Raw genomic sequence first — 17339 nt, 5'->3', positions numbered from 1 at the left:
AATATTTTGTAAAGAAATTTAAAAACGACAAAATTTTGCCTTTTGAGTATTTTGCTTTCTGATAAAAAAAGTTTTAATGTGAACTTCTAAAACAATCAGTACTATTTGATTTATAGATTTTCTAATTCTTTTGCTTTTTCGAAAATCAAGTTGCTTTCGAATCCTCTGCGCAGTAAATAGTCACAGAATTTTTTTCGTTTTTTTAATAGATTCGTTTCTTTTATGGATTCCCAATTTCTGTCGGCAAGGGTATGAAAAGTGGATAAATATTCCTCAGTAGAGATCTCTTTGAGGGCAATATTTATGAGAGTTTGTGTTATTTTTTTTGCTTTTAATTCATTGACAATCCTAATTTTTCCCCAATGTTTGATACGGTGTTTTCCTCTTGCAAAACTCTGGGCAAAACGTTCTTCATTAAGAAAATTATCACTTATAAGATGCACCATAATCGTGTCAATTTCATCAGCGTCCATTTTCATACTTCTCAGTTTTTGTACTACTTCTTCGTGACAGCGTTCTTGATAGGCGCAATAATGCTCTATTTTATGGATGGCTTCTTTTATGGAAAAAACTGGGTTCATTCGTGGTGGTTTCTTGATTTTAGTAATTAGGCGAAATTAATTATAATGGTCGTTAATTGCGCATTAAAAATATAATTTTTAGAGCAAGAGTATTACAATTAAAATGACAAAAGTTTGTCTTTGTGGCTATTGAAAGTGAAAATGCTTCGTTTTTGATATTTTTCTTTCTTTATAAATGCAAACACGTATTACGTCGATTATTTTAGCTGATGGTCGGTAAAATTTCATTTGATTTAAAAAAGTAACTGATATTGTACAAATTGATTTTTTCAATAAACACACACACTAAAATATGGTTCTTTAATGCCGTATTTAAAACAATTGAATTTACAAATAATACCACATGAATAAAGCTCTATATACACTAAATAAAAGAATACTTCTTTTTATTTTTTTTCTGTTGATGTCTACAATTTCTTTCGGGCAAACTACTCTTTTTCAATTTAATTTTGAAGGGTCAGTAAATCCAAATATAAATAATACCATAGGTACCCCTACAATCGGACAGTTCGGTGTTGACAATGCGCAGCTTGCCACTGATAATACTTGTGGAAGTGGAAATTCATTTTCGCTGTCTGCCAATCAATGGAATAGAGATGATTTCTATCAGTTTACAGTAAATGCCACTGGGTATGAAAATTTAGTTTTTTCTTTTTGCAACAGAGCAAGTAATAATATCAATGATTTTATAGTTTATTCCAGTTCTGATCAAGGCGTAACACTTACTGCTATAACACCTAGTTTCAATCCTGATACCAATAGTAGTACAAGGACATCTGATGTTTTACCTGTATCTGCAAATAACAATCCAGACGTTCGTATCTACATATACAAAACAAATAATCCCAGTGGTAATGGTAATGGTGCTAATAGCGCTGCTAATAGAACTTTATATTTAGATAATGTAACATTAAGAGGTTGCCCAACTACAGCGGGGACTTTATCAGGGAATCAGTATGTCTGTACTTATAATCCTAATCGAACAGCAACTTTTTCATCTACCATTTTAGGAGGGACATGGTCTAGTAGTAATGCTGGTATAGCAACAGTAAATGCAACAACAGGAGTAGTGACAGGGGTAGGAGCAGGAACTGCGACAATAACATATACAATTAGTAGTACAGGGTGTACAACAAGAACAGCTAATAGAGTTGTTTATGTTGCTAATGGTCCTGGAGGAGCTGTTACGGCAATAAGTGGATCTAATTCACAATGTCAAAATACTGCGGCTACTTACACAATAACCTCTGATGCGGCTAATTTTAACCATACTTGGAGTTATTCTGGTGCTGGTGTAACATTTGTTACTAGCGCTGATGGACGTTCAGCTACAGCAACATTTGCTGTAAACGCAACCTCAGGGAGAATAACAGTAAATTCAACTAATGCTTGTGGGTCAGGTTATGGCAATGGTTTAGATGTAACTGTTGCTCCTTCAAGTAATGGAGGATCTATTCCATCTAGTGCAAGTGGTTGTCCAAATAGTTATATAACTTATTTAAATTTAACAGGTTATGTAGGGAGTCCAATACGTTGGGAATCTTCAAATGACAACTTTGTTAGTAATATAGTTTCCATTGCAAACACAAATAACGGTATAAATGTCAGCAATTTAACTCAAACCACTTATTATAGAGCTGTAGTGCAAAATTTACCTTGCACAAATATTGCTTATTCTAATATTTCTACAATAACTATAAATAATAGTATTGGTGGTACAGTTTCATCAGATCAAACTATATGTTATGGAAATCAACCAGTTAATATAGTTTTGGGTGGTAATACTGGTTCTGTTGTAAGGTGGGAAAAGGCTACTAATATTGGTTTTACCGTAGGTTTAGTTACTATTTCTAATACGAGCACTACCTTGACTGGTGCAGAAATTGGTAACTTAACAACTAACACTTATTTTAGAGCGGTAGTTCAAAACGGTAGTTGTACAGAAGTAAATTCTGCGTCTGTGTTGATAAGCGTGACTCCTCCTCCGGATAAACCAATTCAAGGAACAATTGTTCCTCCTGATTGTGTTTCAGCTACAGGCAGCGTTACTTTGAATAGTTTGCCGTCAACTGGAACATGGACTTTAACAAGAAGCGGAACATCATCGGCAACAACTACAGGGACAGGGAGTTCAACTACAATTTCAGGATTGGCTCCAGGAACGTATGCTTTTACGGTTTCAAATGGTACTTGCACATCTTTAGCTTCAGATAATGTGGTGATAAACCCTGTCGTTACTAATACATGGAATGGAACGGTTTGGTCTACAGGATTGCTTCCAACAAGCACACAAAAAATTGTTTTTACAGGAAATTTTAATCAAGATGTAGATTTAGTAGGCTGTTCTTGTAAAGTTACCGGAAGCGCAACTGTTACCATCAGATCAAATCGTACACTCGCCATTACAAACGAAGTGGAAGTAGTAGGAGGAGGAACTTTGACTTTTGAGAACAAGGCTAGCTTGGTTCAAATTAATGATGCCGCTGTCAATGCGGGAAATATAATATACAAAAGACTCACAAATACGGGAGTACGCAATACCGATTACACGTATTGGTCTTCACCTGTATCGCCTTTAAATTTAGGAGGTACTGGAGGAATTTCGTATAATCCTTCTAGTCTTGTGGGTAGTATATTTTATTCTTACGAAGTTACTGCGGGCTCTGAAGATTGGAAAAGTGAGTCGGCTACAAGTCCAATGATTGTGGGGAAAGGGTATAGTATTAGAGGTCCTGGGCCAATATCAGTAAGTCCTTTGACTCTGTTGGAAGTGACATTTGCTGGTAAGCCTAATAATGGACGCTATCCTATCACAGGAATATATCCTTTTAAATCATATCTTATCGGAAATCCATATCCCTCGGCATTAGATGCAGATAAATTTTTGACTGATAACGCAGGTGTCATAGATGGAACGCTTTATTTCTGGACGCACAGCACAAAAATTGGAATTGGGGTTGTTAATCCCGGAACTGGTGTTTATGCTTATTCTGGAGATGATTATGCTTCCTATAACTTAACTGGAGGTGTTGGAACAGTTGCTGATAGCGACCCTGATAAGACACTAAGTAATCCTAACAAACCAACTGGTAAGATAGGGGCAGGACAAGGTTTTTTTGCTACAAGTAATACAACGATTTTAGGTACAAATGAAATTGTATTTAATAATAGTATGAGAGTTGGTGTTGGAGGAATTACAGGGAATAACTCTCAGATTTTCAAGATAAATAGCACCAAATCAAAAACGACAAGTGCCATTGAGAAAAACAGAGTATGGCTAAATCTAACTAATACAGAAGGTGCTTTCAAACAATTGTTAGTGGGATATATTACCGGAGCTACTAATGACTACGATAATGGCTACGATGGTGAAACTTTTGATGGAAATGAATTTATGGATTTTTACAGCGTAAATCAAAATAAAAAATTTGTGATTCAAGGCAGGGCTTTACCATTTGATGAAAATGATGAAGTTTCTCTAGGATATAGATCTGTCGCGATAGGGAATTTTAGTATTGGCATTGATGAAGTAGATGGAATGATGCAATCTCAAAAGGTCTATATTGAAGACAAGCTGTTGAATGTGGTACATGATTTAAAAGCCTCATCGTATGATTTTACAACACAAGCGGGAACTTTTAACGATCGTTTTGTTTTGCGTTATATAGATAAAACTTTAGAGACAGGAGATTTTGAAGCAGCTGATGATAAAGTTGTAATTTCTGTCAAAAATAAACAGATAAAAATAGACTCTTCAGATGAAACAATTGATAAGGTTTTAATTTTTGACCTAATTGGAAAACAATTATATAAAAAGATAAACGTTGGGAATAATGAACATGTAATATCCAATTTGTCTTCTAGTGAACAAGCTTTAATTGTAAAAATTGTATTGCAAAATGGTCAAACGGTTTCTAAAAAAGTTATATTTTAATATGTAATTTTAATAATTTGTTATAGTTGGTTGTTTTTAAGATTTTGTAAAACAGCTTTTTAACGAATATAAATGCATGTCGACGATTTTATTATGTGAAGTGGATTTGTTTTTTTTAATTTGAATTTAATGTAGGTTTTTTCTTTTAGAAGACCACATCTTTAAAATTGAATTTATTAAAAAAACATAAAAAAGCATGATTAAAAAATTACTCTGTACTCTTTTTTTAGTTTTAGTTCAAACTGTTGTTTTTTCACAAAAAACATATAATGTGACATCTGGAAATTGGAATATTGCTAATAACTGGACTCCGAGTGGTGTTCCGACATCAACAGACGATGTAATAATTCCTTCTGGCAAAACTGTGACTATTGATGTAAATGCAGAAGCAAAGAGTATAAGTGTTATTGGTAAGCTGACACTTAATACTACTTTAAAGCTTATTGTATATGGTAACTTTGAGGTTGTTGCAGGAACAACTGAACCACCTTCTGTGCCTGCAGGAAATTTTAAAATTATAGAGAATGGTAACTCTTCTACAACTCTTATCGTTTTAGGTAATTACACAAATAACGGAACCACTGATTTTGATAAAGGAGATGTTATAATAGTTGGTGACTTGACAACCCCATCTACATCTACTCTACAAAATTTAGGAAATGTTATTGTAGGAGGAAATATTATAGGTGATTTTAATCTTCAAGGTTCTATTCAAGCGAATCAACAAATTTATGCTGTAAATCCTAACGCAACCGTTGCAATAACACCAACTACTATTGATGCGGATGTTGTGCCAGGAACTCAAGTTACAACCAATACAGAAACTTCGGCTTTGGTAGCTCTTGTTAACCAATATGTATACGGAGGAACTTGTCCATTTACAATAAGTAATATAGCTAATATTTCTACTTGTTCAGGTTCAAATGCTATTTTCACTGTTACAACCACTGCAAGCTCCCCTACATATTTATGGCAGGTTAATACAAATGGATCGGGATGGGTAGACCTAGCAAATTCCGTCTCTTATTCTGGAGTAACTTCATCAACTCTTACCATTACTGCTGTTACTACCGGAATGAATAATTACAAATATAGAGCTAAAATTACTGGAGGATCTCCTTCTTGTGTAAAGAATGGAAATTATGCGGTATTGACGGTTAATAATGCACTATCTCAACCTACTCTAAGCACTCCAATACACCTAACTTGTACAAGTTTAACTGGAAGTTTTACAATAACTAATTACAATGCATCTTATGTTTATGCTGTAAGTCCGTCGATTGGAGTTACAATTTCAGGAAACACAGTAACTGCACCAGCGGGAAGTTATACACTTACGGCTACATTGGGAACTTGCATCTCTATACCATCATCTAGTGTAACCATTAACAATCCGGTTACAACAACTTGGAATGGTACTTCATGGTCAAACGGTATTCCTGTGGGAGGCTCAAATATAGTTTTTGCTGGGTCATATCCTCCAGCTATAGATCCAGCTTTAGATTTGTCAGGATGTTCATGTCAAATTATAGGTAGCGCAGTTGTAACTATAAAATCTGGTCGTACTTTAACAGTAGTTAATGAACTAAATGTTGCTGGAAATGCATCATTAATATTTCAAAATAATGCCAGCTTGCTACAGACTAATGATGCTGCTTCAAATAATATAGGAAGTATAACTTATATGAGAAGTAATTCTACAACTAGAGAGACAGATTATACTTATTGGTCTTCACCAGTTACAGGGCAAATATTGAAAAATGTTTCTATTAAAACCCCTTCTGATTTTTTTTTATTCATTTAATGCAGTTGTAGATGATTGGAATCAAGAGGATTCTGCTAATACAATGACAATAGGTCTTGGGTACATCATTAGAGGTCCTCATTATGAGACAATACCACCTCCAGGGTTTTATGAAGCTCCTTTTCAAGGGGTGCCAAATAATGGCCCCATTTATGTTACTATTCCATCTTTAGGAAGAGAAACATCGAATCTTATAGGTAATCCTTATCCATCCGCTTTAAATGCAGATTTGTTTTTAACAACAAATAGCTCCGTTTTAGATGGAACCCTTTATTTCTGGACGCATAATACAGCAATGGGTATTGGGGTTAGCAACCCAGGGACTGGTGTTTATGCCTATTCATCAGATGATTATGCTACTTATAATCTAACTGGAGGGACTGCAACAAGAATTGGTAATTTTGTAGGAGGAGTAGAGCAAGCATCAAATAAACCTAATGGTAAGATTGCTGCTGGTCAAGGATTTTTTGCAACGGGTAAAGTAGCTGGTGGAGATGTCATATTTAATAATAGTATGCGTATCTCTGGAGGTGCTTTAGGTGTAAATAATTCCCAATTTTTCAGGACTGCCAAAAGCTCAAAAACAACGAATGCAATTGAGAAACACCGTGTTTGGCTTAATTTAACTAATTCAGAAGGTGCTTTCAAACAAATGTTAGTTGGGTATGTTACTGATGCTACTAACGATTATGATGATGCTTTTGATGGAGAAAGTTTTGATGGAAATCAGTTTGTTGATTTTTATAGTATCAATGATGATAAAAACTTAACCATACAGGGTAGAGCTTTGCCATTTGATAAAAATGATGAGGTAGTATTAGGGTATAGTTCTACAATTGCAGGGACTTTCTCAATAAGTATTGATCAAGTGGATGGAATACTAACCTCTGAAGATGTTTTTATCGAAGATAAAATGACTAATAGTGTTAAAAATCTAAAAGAAGGAGCTTATAGTTTTTCAACTGGAGTAGGAGCTTTTAATGATCGTTTTGTATTACTTTTTACACAAAAAACGTTAGGAACAGACAATGTTGGTGAATTTGATAATTCGGTTTTAATTTCTAAAGATAAGAATGAATTAAAAATAAAATCTGAACTTGAAAGTATAAAACGAATCACAGTTTTTGATTTACTTGGAAGAAAAATATTTGATAAAGAAGCTGTAAATAGTAATGAATTCCGCACGTCAAATATTACTTTGAATAAACAATTAGTAGTAGTCAAAGTGATATTAGCCAATGGAAAAGAAATCTCTAAAAAAGTTATTTATTAGAACAATAGAATAATTTCATAGTCGTATATAAAAAACCCATTCTGTTTGTTCAGGATGGGATTTTTTTTGCAGCAATAAAAGCAAAAATATTTCTTGATTTAGGCTAAATATCACTAAATGTGGGTATTGTGTAAGGGAGTCATTGTGTTTACATTTATAGATGTTATTAACCAAAGTTGAAATTATGAGTCGTATCAAGATTCATAATAGCGGCCTAAATCCAATCTAAATTTGAAAACAATATTAGTTTACTTTGCTATAGTATTTGGTCTTTTGTTTCAAAATAAGGCATATTCTCAACAAGGAAAATCAGATGCAACATTTAATGTTTATGATGATGGTTTGCAAGGGGACGGTTTTGATAATACTGTTAGAACAGTCTCTTTGCAACCAGATAGTAAACTGATTGTAGGAGGTGATTATTTGAATTTTAACGGAGCAATAACTCCGTATTTATGTAGGTTATTTCAAGATGGGTCTAAGGATACTTCCTTTAATTTAGGTGCAAGTTTTAATGGTAAAGTGTATTGTTCTTTAATACAGCCAGACGGCAAGATAATTTTAGGAGGTTCCTTTACAACCTTTAATGGAATAAGTGCAAACCGATTAATTAGATTGAATAGTGATGGCTCCATTGATGCTCCATTCAATACTCTGGTAGCTGCAAGTAGTGGAATAGTGTATGGACTAGCTTTGCAAACTAATGGGAGCGTGGTTATTGTAGGTAGCTTTACTAAATACAATGGAATCACAGCTAATCGAGTAGCCCGGATTTTACCTAACGGGAATTTAGACGCTAGCTTTATCACTGGATCCGCGGCTAATGGAGTAGTGGAAGAAGTTCAAATTCAGCCTGATGGAAAGATAGTTTTAGCAGGTTCATTTGATTCTTTCAACGGAATTAGTAAAAATAAAATAATCAGATTAAATACTGATGGTAGTGCTGATACTTCTTTTGTGATAGGTTCGGGTTTTAATGCTAGTGTTTCGGCTCTTGCTTTGCAACCTGATGGGAAAATTATTGCAGGTGGGGATTTTGTAACCTATAACGGAATTACAGCAAATAAAATAGTTCGCCTGAATATACATGGTTCTATTGATGTCAGTTTTGTTTCAGGCTTAGGATTTAATGGTGGTGTTGTTGAGGTTATTAAATTAAATTCGGCTGGAGCCGTTATGGTTGGAGGTTCTTTCACGGGTACTTATAACGGAATAGATGTAAATCGATTGACGTTTTTAAGTTCTAATGGAATTTTAGATCCAATATTTGATATTGGAGCAGGTCCATTCTCGGCGTCAGTTCTGGATGTCGCTAATGCTTCTGACGGTTCTTGGTATGTAGCAGGTTCTTTCTCCATTTTTGATTCACAAAATCAAGGGCGATTGGCCAAAGTTGATCCTGTCGGAGCTTTAGACATTGGGTATCTTACCGCTGGAGTAGGTTTTGATAATTCAGTTTTGAAGGTACTTTCCTTATCAGATAACAAAACAATGGCATTTGGTAGTTTTACGAAATTCAACGGAACTATTTGTAACAGAGTTTCACGTTTGTCTGAAGACGGTGCAGTTGATTCTTCATTTAATGCATCTGGTGCTGGTGCAAATAATACTATTAGAAGTGCAATAATACAAACGGATAATAAAATTGTTTTAGCTGGAGTTTTTACAACTTACAATGGTGTACTGGCAAATAGAATAACCAGAATTCTTCCTGACGGGCTTTTAGATCCCACTTTTATCACAGGATTAGGCTCAAATAATCAAATCTATGCGCTCGCATTGCAGCCAGACGGCAAAATAATTATTGCTGGAAATTTCACAAGTTATAGTGGGATTTTGGTGAATAGAATTGCCCGGTTATTGCCCAATGGAATTCTTGATCTCACTTTCAATACAGGTTTAGGTGCTGATGCTATAGTAGAAGCGGTCTTGTTGCAACCGGATGGAAAAATAGTTTTAGGGGGACGTTTTGCTACTTTTAATGGAGTTTCTTATAATCGAATGATTCGTTTGAATACTGACGGAAGTATTGATTCCGGTTTTTCTGTTGGTATTGGCTTTGATAAAAATGTATATGCAATTGCCTTACAGTCTGATAATAAATTGATTGTTGGTGGAACATTTTTAAGTTATGGAGGTGCTTCCGCAAAAAGAATTCTGAGGCTGAATAGCAACGGGAGTCTGGATGCCACTTTTGCATCAGGAGCAGGTTTTAGTAATGGAGAGATTAGAACTATTTTGGTTCAGCCGGATGACCGGGTTTTACTTGGCGGAACTTTCTCGGGAACTTATAATGGAATTGCTGTAAAACGAATGCTGAGATTGCTTTCTTCGGGAGTTTATGACACTACTTTTTCCGTAAACTTAAACGGTACGCTGTTTAGCACTTGCTTTACGCCAAATAATAAAGTAATTATTGGAGGAAGTTTCAATTCTGTTTCTGGAATAACAAAGCATCGTGTAGCCCGAATTAAACTGTGTACAAATAGTTCTGTTTGGAACGGGATTACATGGAGTAATGGGCTGCCTTCCGTTGAAAGAACATTAATTTTCAATGGTAATTACAGCTCACTTGCTTCCGTAAATTCCTGTTCTTGTTCAATTAGTTTGGGAAATACGGTTACTGTTCCAGACGGAAATACTCTGGGATTAGTTTTTGATTATTCGGGTTTAGGCACGTTGATTTTAGAAAACAATGCGGCACTTTATCAATCCGAGGATCAGGTGAGCAATACAGGAATTATTCAGTTAAAAAGAAAAACGACACCAATCCTGAAAACAGATTATACGTATTGGTCTTCTCCGGTTTTAAATCAAAAATTGATTGATGTGTCTCCAAATACACCTTTGGACAAGTTTTATTCTTTTGATGCTTTATCAGATTCATGGTTCAATGAGCTTTCAACAACTGCAATGACGGTTGGTAAAGGATATATTATCCGTGGTCCAGAATCTTTTTCGGGTGCAGTTAAAGGGTATCATGAAGCAGTGTTTGTTGGTGTTCCTAACAATGGATTGGTATCAATTCCAGTTGGTGCTACAGATACGTCGAATCTTATTGGGAATCCATATCCTTCAGCGATTGATGCCAATTTATTTATCAATGCAAATAATGGAATTTTAGAGGGAACCATTTACTTCTGGACGCATAATACTGCGATTAATAATAATATATATACTTCGGATGATTATGCAGTTTATAATTCATTGGGAGGTGTTGGTACGAGTGCGTCTTTGAGTTCAGGTGTTAATAATACAAAGCCAGATGGCAAAATTGCTTCTGCTCAAGCTTTTTTTGTCACTGCTATCAATGGTGGCGGAATTGCAAAATTCAATAATAGTATGCGATTGATTGGGCAGAATTCAAGTTTTTTTAAATTAAATACGACCAAGAAAGCAAAAACAAATGATATTGAAAGACATCGCATTTGGTTGGATTTATATAATAGTGAAGGTGCTTTCAAACAAATATTACTGGGTTATGCAACTGGGGCGACTGATGATTTTGATAATTCTTTTGATGGTGAAAGTTTTAATGGCAATGAATATTTAGATTTTTACAGTATTATTCAAGATAAGAATTTGGCAATTCAAGGCAGGGCTTTACCATTTGAAGAAACTGACGAAGTTAAATTAGGGTTTACTACTACGATAGCGGGTGCTTTTACGATTAGAATCGATCAAGCGGATGAATTATTAGCGCGCCAAAATGTTTTTGTTGAGGATAAATTCAACAACAATATTACTAATTTAAAGAATGAAAATCTAACTTTTAATACTGCTGTTGGAATTTTTAATGATCGTTTTGTCTTGCGTTTTACCGATAAAACTTTGGCTTTGAGTGAACTTGAAAAAGATAAAGAATCAGTTTTAGTGTTCAATGAAAACAAACAATTACAGGTGAATTCTACTAAAGAGTTCATCGATGAAATTTCAATATATGATTTGGCTGGAAGAAAAATATATCAAAGGAATAATATAAATGATATTGATTTCTCGTTACTTAATTTGGCGTCGAATCATCAGGCATTAGTGATAAATATAGTTTTACAAAATGGTCATTCAGTTGTAAGAAAGGTAGTTTATTAAAATATTGGCATAAAAAAACCATCTGTTCAAAACAGATGGTTTTTGTGTTAATTTGAATCGATATTTATTTTTCTTTACCGGATGCTTCAAGATTTCTCTCAATAGTATGTCCTGGTCTTGACCATTTTGGTTTTTCGCCCAATGGTGCAAATTGAGAATCTTCAGCTTCAACGGTTTGTGGCTGAGAAACTTTTGTAAATGGTTTTTGTGGATTTAAACCTAACATTTCAAACATTTTCATGTCTTCATTTACATCAGGATTTGGTGTAGTAAGTAATTTATCTCCTGCAAAAATAGAATTGGCACCAGCAAAGAAACACATGGCTTGACCTTCGCGGCTCATATTCATTCTTCCGGCTGATAAACGTACTTGAGTTTCAGGCATGATAATTCTGGTAGTGGCTACCATTCGAATCATTTCCCAGATTTCTACCGGTTTTTCTTCTTCCATAGGAGTTCCTTCAACAGCTACCAATGCATTGATTGGCACAGATTCAGGTTGTGGGTTCAATGTAGAAAGTGCAACAAGCATTCCTGCTCTGTCTTCTATGCTTTCCCCCATACCAATTATTCCTCCGCTACAAACAGTAACATTCGTTTTACGAACATTCTCTATGGTTTGCAAACGGTCTTCAAATCCGCGAGTTGAAATTACTTCTTTATAATATTCTTCTGAAGTGTCTAAATTGTGGTTGTAGGCATATAAACCTGCTTCTGCCAATCGGTGTGCTTGGTTTTCAGTAATCATTCCAAGGGTACAGCACACTTCCATATCCAGTTTGTTTATGGTACGGACCATTTCAAGCACTTGGTCAAATTCAGGGCCGTCTTTTACGTTTCTCCAAGCTGCTCCCATGCACACACGTGAAGATCCGCTTGATTTTGCGCGTAAAGCTTGCGCTTTCACTTGGCTAACTGACATTAAATCATTGCCTTCAATTTCAGTGTGGTATCTTGCTGCTTGTGGGCAATAGCCACAATCCTCAGGACATCCACCAGTTTTTATGGATAATAATGTCGAAACCTGTACCACATTAGGGTCATGGTGTTCTCTATGTATAGAAGCTGCTTCAAAAAGCAAATCCATCATAGGTTTATTATATATTGCGATAATTTCGTCTTTCGTCCAATTGTGTTTTGTAATACTCATCGATGCGATTTTTTGATGGACCAAAAGTAGTTAAATTGTTCTAAAGAAGCAATGCAATAGCTAAGTTAATCGGTTATATGACGGTTGTTCCAATATAACATTAGCAACATAGTAACAATTACAGAAGAGGCTATTCCTTCAAAAAGTAAGCAAATCGAATAAGTATTTACCGAAGGGTTTCCGCCAAATAAAAAAGTCATTGGTAAGGATTTTGCATAGGCGTCGCCTCCATTCATGTAGCTGTAAGTCACTAATCCTATGATGCTTAAAAAGACACCTATTAGTGAAGTTATCATTGCCGAAACTGCATTGTCAACAAAGTTTTTTTTACCTTCATTAATATTCATTTCAATTGTTCTGTTGACACCGTAAAATACAAAAAACACATTCAAAAGACGCAAATAAAATAAATCAGCATAGCCGAGTGCATTCATGAGTAAAAAATATGCTCCAATTCCAATGAAAATAATTCCCCCGTTTAATAACTCTTTTGGTAGTTTCATACGATTCGTTTTTAAAAATTAAAAAACAAACTTCATTATGCAATAGAATAGCGATGTGAAGTAAAAAGTAGTATTCTTTTTTGAAATCTATTGCTATATAATGGTGTTATTTATCGTTTTTCGATAAATACTTTTGGTGTTTTTTCAGTGAAATATTTGTTCTGTATTCTTTTATTACAGCTATGAATTATTTTTTCTTTAAGGTCTAAAAGTAAAATAGATTCAATCAATTTTGGTGTTTGTCTGAAGCGTAACGGGTGTCCCAATACAGCATTAGCATGAATGTAACAATTACGGCAGATACGATTCCTTCAAATAACAAGGAAATAGAATAGGTCATCACGGATGGATCTCCTCCAAATAAAAAGGTTTTTGACAATGAGCTTACATAGGCATCGCCTCCCTTTGAAAAGCTGTAAATTATCAGTCCAATGATACTTAAAAATATTCCTGTAAGTGAAGTGATTAATGCTGAAACAGCATTGGAAACCAATATAGTTTTACCTTCAGCAAAATTTGATTTTAAGGTTCTTTGAGTTCCGTAAAATACAAACAGTACATTAATCAGACGTAAATAATATAAATCAGCAAGACCTAAAGCCTCCATTAATAAGAAATAAAGTCCAATTCCAATGAAAATAATAAATCCGTTCAATAATTCTTTCGGTAGTTTCATATGGCCAGTTTTAAAATTTAAAAATTACACCTTTATGATAAACAGTATATTACAATCAAATTTACAGAAAAAATAGCAATTTTTTATGAAAATATAAAAGATTTTTATTCAGAATTAAAATTTATTTAAGAACGCGAGTGCCGTTTTTTTGTCTTTCTCAAGTTGTTCTTTTAGGAGGTCAACAGATTCAAATTTTTGTTCTGAACGAATCCGCTGCAGTATTGAAACGCTGATTTTTTGATTGTATAAATCAGCATTAAAGTCAAAATAATGAATTTCAATAGATTGTTTTTGTCCGTTGACAGTAGGATTGAATCCAATGTTCATCATTCCAAAAACACTTTGTCCATCAATTATGCTTTTTACAATATAAACTCCGTTTTGCGGAATCAATTTGTAATTTTCTTCGATTTTTAAGTTGGCAGTAGGAAAACCGATTGTTCTTCCTAATTGTTTTCCTTGGATAATACTTCCGGTTAGAAAGTAATTGTATCCTAAATAATCATTGGCCAAAGCCATATCTCCTTCTAATAGCGCATTTCTGATTTTTGTAGAGCTTACCGAAATGTCATTGATTTCCTGAACTGATATTTGTTCTACTTCAAAACCATATTCTTTTCCATAAGCGATAAGATCATCAATGTTTGCCGTTCGATTTCTTCCAAATCGATGGTCATGACCTATAACTATTTTTTGGATATGAAATCGATTAACAAGAATGTTACTCACGAATTCTTCGGCGGTTAGTCTCGAAAAAGCTTCGTCAAAAGGATGGATAACAAGGTTTTCAATACCAATCTTTTCTAGCAAATCTATTTTTTCGTCTATGGTATTGAGCAGTTTTATGTCAGAATGCTCTTGTAAGACCATTCTAGGATGAGGGAAAAAAGTAAGAACTAAGCTTTCGTATTTTTGATTTTCAGTCCCGACGCTTCGGGATTGGGTTAATTTTTTTAGGATTTTTTTATGCCCAATGTGTACTCCGTCAAAAGTGCCTAAGGTTAGAATCGTTTTTTTTGTGGAGCTGAAATCGTTTATAGAATGGAAAATCTTCAAAGCAAGTGTTTTATAATAGTGCAAATTTAAGGTATCCAATCGATATAACTAAAAAAGGATTGAAAACTTCAATCCTTTTTTAGCTCATTTTATGTTTTTTATTTTTTAATAAACCGAATTGTATTGGTTTCGGATTGATTTTTCGATAATTTTAAAAAATAAATGCCTTGCGATAAGTTAGAAACATTTACACTAAGGTCTTCTGCTGATTCGATTTTTTTCGATTTTATTATTTGACCTAAGCTGTTAATAATAGTGTAAGCTTCGGGAGCGTCTAATTTATTTTCAACAACGATATTTAATAAGTTAGAGGTTGGATTTGGATAGAGATAAACTGAATTTAAGTTTTTAACGTCATTAGTTGCTAGTGAATTGATGCTGAACTTAGTTGTATCACCAGCTCCAAACTCATCTCCTGATGCAATAACCTCACCAGTCGGGGTATTTAAAACATAAGATCCCGCTCCGTATTTACAACAAATACCATCGTCTTGACTGTCAAATATTGAAAAAGTGTAACAGTCGTTGCTAGCAAGATTAAAACTGGTGGTTATTAGTGCTGGTAGCGGTCCAGCTACCGGAGTATCAGTATAAGGTCCGCCTTCATACAATATTACTCCTGCGGTGTTTGTTAGTTTCCATGTAGTTTCTGAGCCATAACGGTCAAGTTGCAGGGAGAAATTTATGGTATTAGACGAGTAGTTTACATTGTCTGCAATCTCAAAATTAATTGTACTACTATTATTAGAAGCGTTTTGATCAGTCGTTCCATTTACACTAGTTATGGTGGAGCTAAAATTATGGTTCCCTACCGTTGTAGTTAAGCTGCTTAAAGTAATGTCTTGTGATTGATTATTGGCAAGATTGCCAGTCCAGTTATAAGTTTGTAAGTTTTGATTATCAATGCCATATTGTATGGACGCTTGGGTTAAAGGAGAGGTTCCTTTATTTGTAATTTTTACGACTGGCGAGAAATTTTTACTGCAGTTAATATTTAGAGTTACAATCATAGTTGAGGCATCATTAGCAAAAGTGACTCCCGGAACAAGTGCATCAGAAGTTTTTAACGAAACTCGTCTTGTGGAATTGTTCATAACGGTTATCATACGAGTTTTTTGGTCTGCTGTGAATATGTTCATGCAGGCATCATTCGTATAATCCATGTAATTCTCAATCATATCAAGCCCTAGAGAGGCGGGACAGGAATCAACTCCTACCGGGCACCCTTGGTTTTCTTGACCTGCATTTGGAGTGTCCGCGCAAAAATCATCTACAGTACAATCTCCATCTCCCCAAATATGTCTTAGTCCAAGCCAATGTCCTACTTCATGTGAGGTTGTTCTTCCTTTGTCATAATCAGTTACGTATGTTCCTCCTGGAAAGTAGCTTGATGAACCAAAAAAGGCATAACCTATTACAACTCCATCAGTGTTAGCTGGACCTTCATTGGCATTTATTCCCGGTAAGCCGGATGCGTTTGGAAATTGTGCATATCCTAAAAGATTGTTTCCCGTGAATTTAACGACCCAAATGTTAAGATATTTTTCAGGATTCCATTGTGTCTGAGGTTTTACAATTGCATCAATTTCATCAGTTGACCAGCTTTCTTTTCCTAAGTCTACACGGTTTATTCCATTTGATAAAATTCCCGAAGGATCCCGTTTTGCAAGCGCGAATTCAATTTCAACATCGGCTCCAACAGGATTGGTGTTAAAACCTGGAGTTCCTGATTTTTTTCTAAAATCTTCGTTCAGTACTTGAATTTGCGAGATTACTTGTTGGTCAAATATATTTTCCTCGGAACCTATCAGGTTTCCATTATGAATAACGTGAACTACAACCGGAATTGTTATGACTGCGTTTTGTCTTAATACTTTAGAGGTGTTTTTTATTTTTTCTTTTTCAATTGTAATTTTTGGAGCAATCCATTGTTCAAATTCAGAAGTAGATAGTCTATTCGGATTTTTGGACTTCAAATACTCTTCGTATTCTGTAGTTGCACAACGAATGAAAGAACCTTGTTTGATAATTTTCTTTTTACCAAAAAGGATGACTTCAGTTGAATTATTTACTTGAGCAAACGAATAATTGGCTGAAAAAAAAAGGGAGAGTAGGAGTATAAAAGTAATTTTTTTCATGTTATAAGCTCGTTGATTTTATCTAAAAAATTTTGATATGAGAGGTCAATTTTTCTGATAATTAATAAAGATGCATTAAAATTAATTATTATTATCGTGTAATACAAATTAATTCAAAATCCATTTGATTAATGG

Annotated in this window: 10 protein-coding genes; 4 read left to right on the top strand and 6 right to left on the bottom strand. The window is 34.5% G+C overall.

Annotated elements, in window-relative coordinates:
* Positions 1 to 110: 110 nt before the first annotated feature.
* Positions 111 to 581, bottom strand: coding sequence for a regulatory protein RecX (locus tag Q1W72_RS07940; protein ID WP_121343238.1), 471 nt, complete (start codon positions 579 to 581; stop codon positions 111 to 113).
* 343 nt (positions 582 to 924) lie between these two features.
* On the opposite strand from Q1W72_RS07940, the gene Q1W72_RS07935 reads away from it, so the two are divergent.
* From Q1W72_RS07935 to Q1W72_RS07920, 4 genes are all read left to right on the top strand, one after another.
* Positions 925 to 4515, top strand: coding sequence for a T9SS sorting signal type C domain-containing protein (locus Q1W72_RS07935; RefSeq protein ID WP_302137836.1), 3591 nt, complete (start codon positions 925 to 927; stop codon positions 4513 to 4515).
* Between the two features lie 271 nt (positions 4516 to 4786).
* On the top strand, positions 4787 to 6319 hold the full coding sequence (locus Q1W72_RS07930; RefSeq protein WP_302137835.1) for a G8 domain-containing protein: 1533 nt from the start codon (positions 4787 to 4789) through the stop codon (positions 6317 to 6319).
* The gene (locus tag Q1W72_RS07925; RefSeq protein ID WP_302137834.1) at positions 6276 to 7592 is read left to right on the top strand and encodes a T9SS sorting signal type C domain-containing protein; all 1317 of its coding nucleotides are present in this window, start codon (positions 6276 to 6278) and stop codon (positions 7590 to 7592) included. The genes Q1W72_RS07930 and Q1W72_RS07925 overlap by 44 nt, the downstream gene beginning before the upstream one ends.
* 231 nt (positions 7593 to 7823) lie before the next feature.
* Positions 7824 to 11681, top strand: a complete 3858-nt coding sequence (locus Q1W72_RS07920; protein WP_302137832.1) for a T9SS sorting signal type C domain-containing protein — start codon at positions 7824 to 7826, stop codon at positions 11679 to 11681.
* Between the two features lie 64 nt (positions 11682 to 11745).
* On the opposite strand, the gene bioB is transcribed toward Q1W72_RS07920, so the two are convergent.
* From bioB to Q1W72_RS07895, 5 genes are all read right to left on the bottom strand, one after another.
* Positions 11746 to 12831: a biotin synthase BioB gene (gene bioB / locus Q1W72_RS07915; RefSeq protein WP_099713823.1), complete on the bottom strand. Its 1086-nt coding sequence runs from the start codon at positions 12829 to 12831 to the stop codon at positions 11746 to 11748.
* A 65-nt stretch (positions 12832 to 12896) separates the two neighbouring features.
* A complete protein-coding gene (locus tag Q1W72_RS07910) occupies positions 12897 to 13334 on the bottom strand; it encodes a hypothetical protein (protein ID WP_302137831.1) in 438 nt (145 codons plus the stop codon).
* Positions 13335 to 13560: 226 nt separating this feature from the next.
* Positions 13561 to 14010 carry a hypothetical protein gene (locus tag Q1W72_RS07905; RefSeq protein ID WP_282743963.1) on the bottom strand — a complete coding sequence of 150 codons (450 nt, stop codon included), beginning with the start codon at positions 14008 to 14010 and terminating at the stop codon, positions 13561 to 13563.
* A 114-nt stretch (positions 14011 to 14124) separates the two neighbouring features.
* Complete coding sequence (locus tag Q1W72_RS07900; protein WP_302137829.1) at positions 14125 to 15066, bottom strand: bifunctional riboflavin kinase/FAD synthetase; 942 nt, start codon at positions 15064 to 15066, stop codon at positions 14125 to 14127.
* A gap of 98 nt (positions 15067 to 15164) precedes the next feature.
* Positions 15165 to 17204: a T9SS type A sorting domain-containing protein gene (locus Q1W72_RS07895; RefSeq protein ID WP_302137828.1), complete on the bottom strand. Its 2040-nt coding sequence runs from the start codon at positions 17202 to 17204 to the stop codon at positions 15165 to 15167.
* Between the last annotated feature and the right edge of the window lie 135 nt (positions 17205 to 17339).

The sequence above is a fragment of the Flavobacterium sp. ZE23DGlu08 genome (assembly GCF_030505335.1).
Lineage (GTDB): Bacteria > Bacteroidota > Bacteroidia > Flavobacteriales > Flavobacteriaceae > Flavobacterium > Flavobacterium algoritolerans.
The sequence above is the reverse complement of the archived record's forward strand: the minus strand, read 5'-3'. Positions and strand labels throughout refer to the sequence as shown.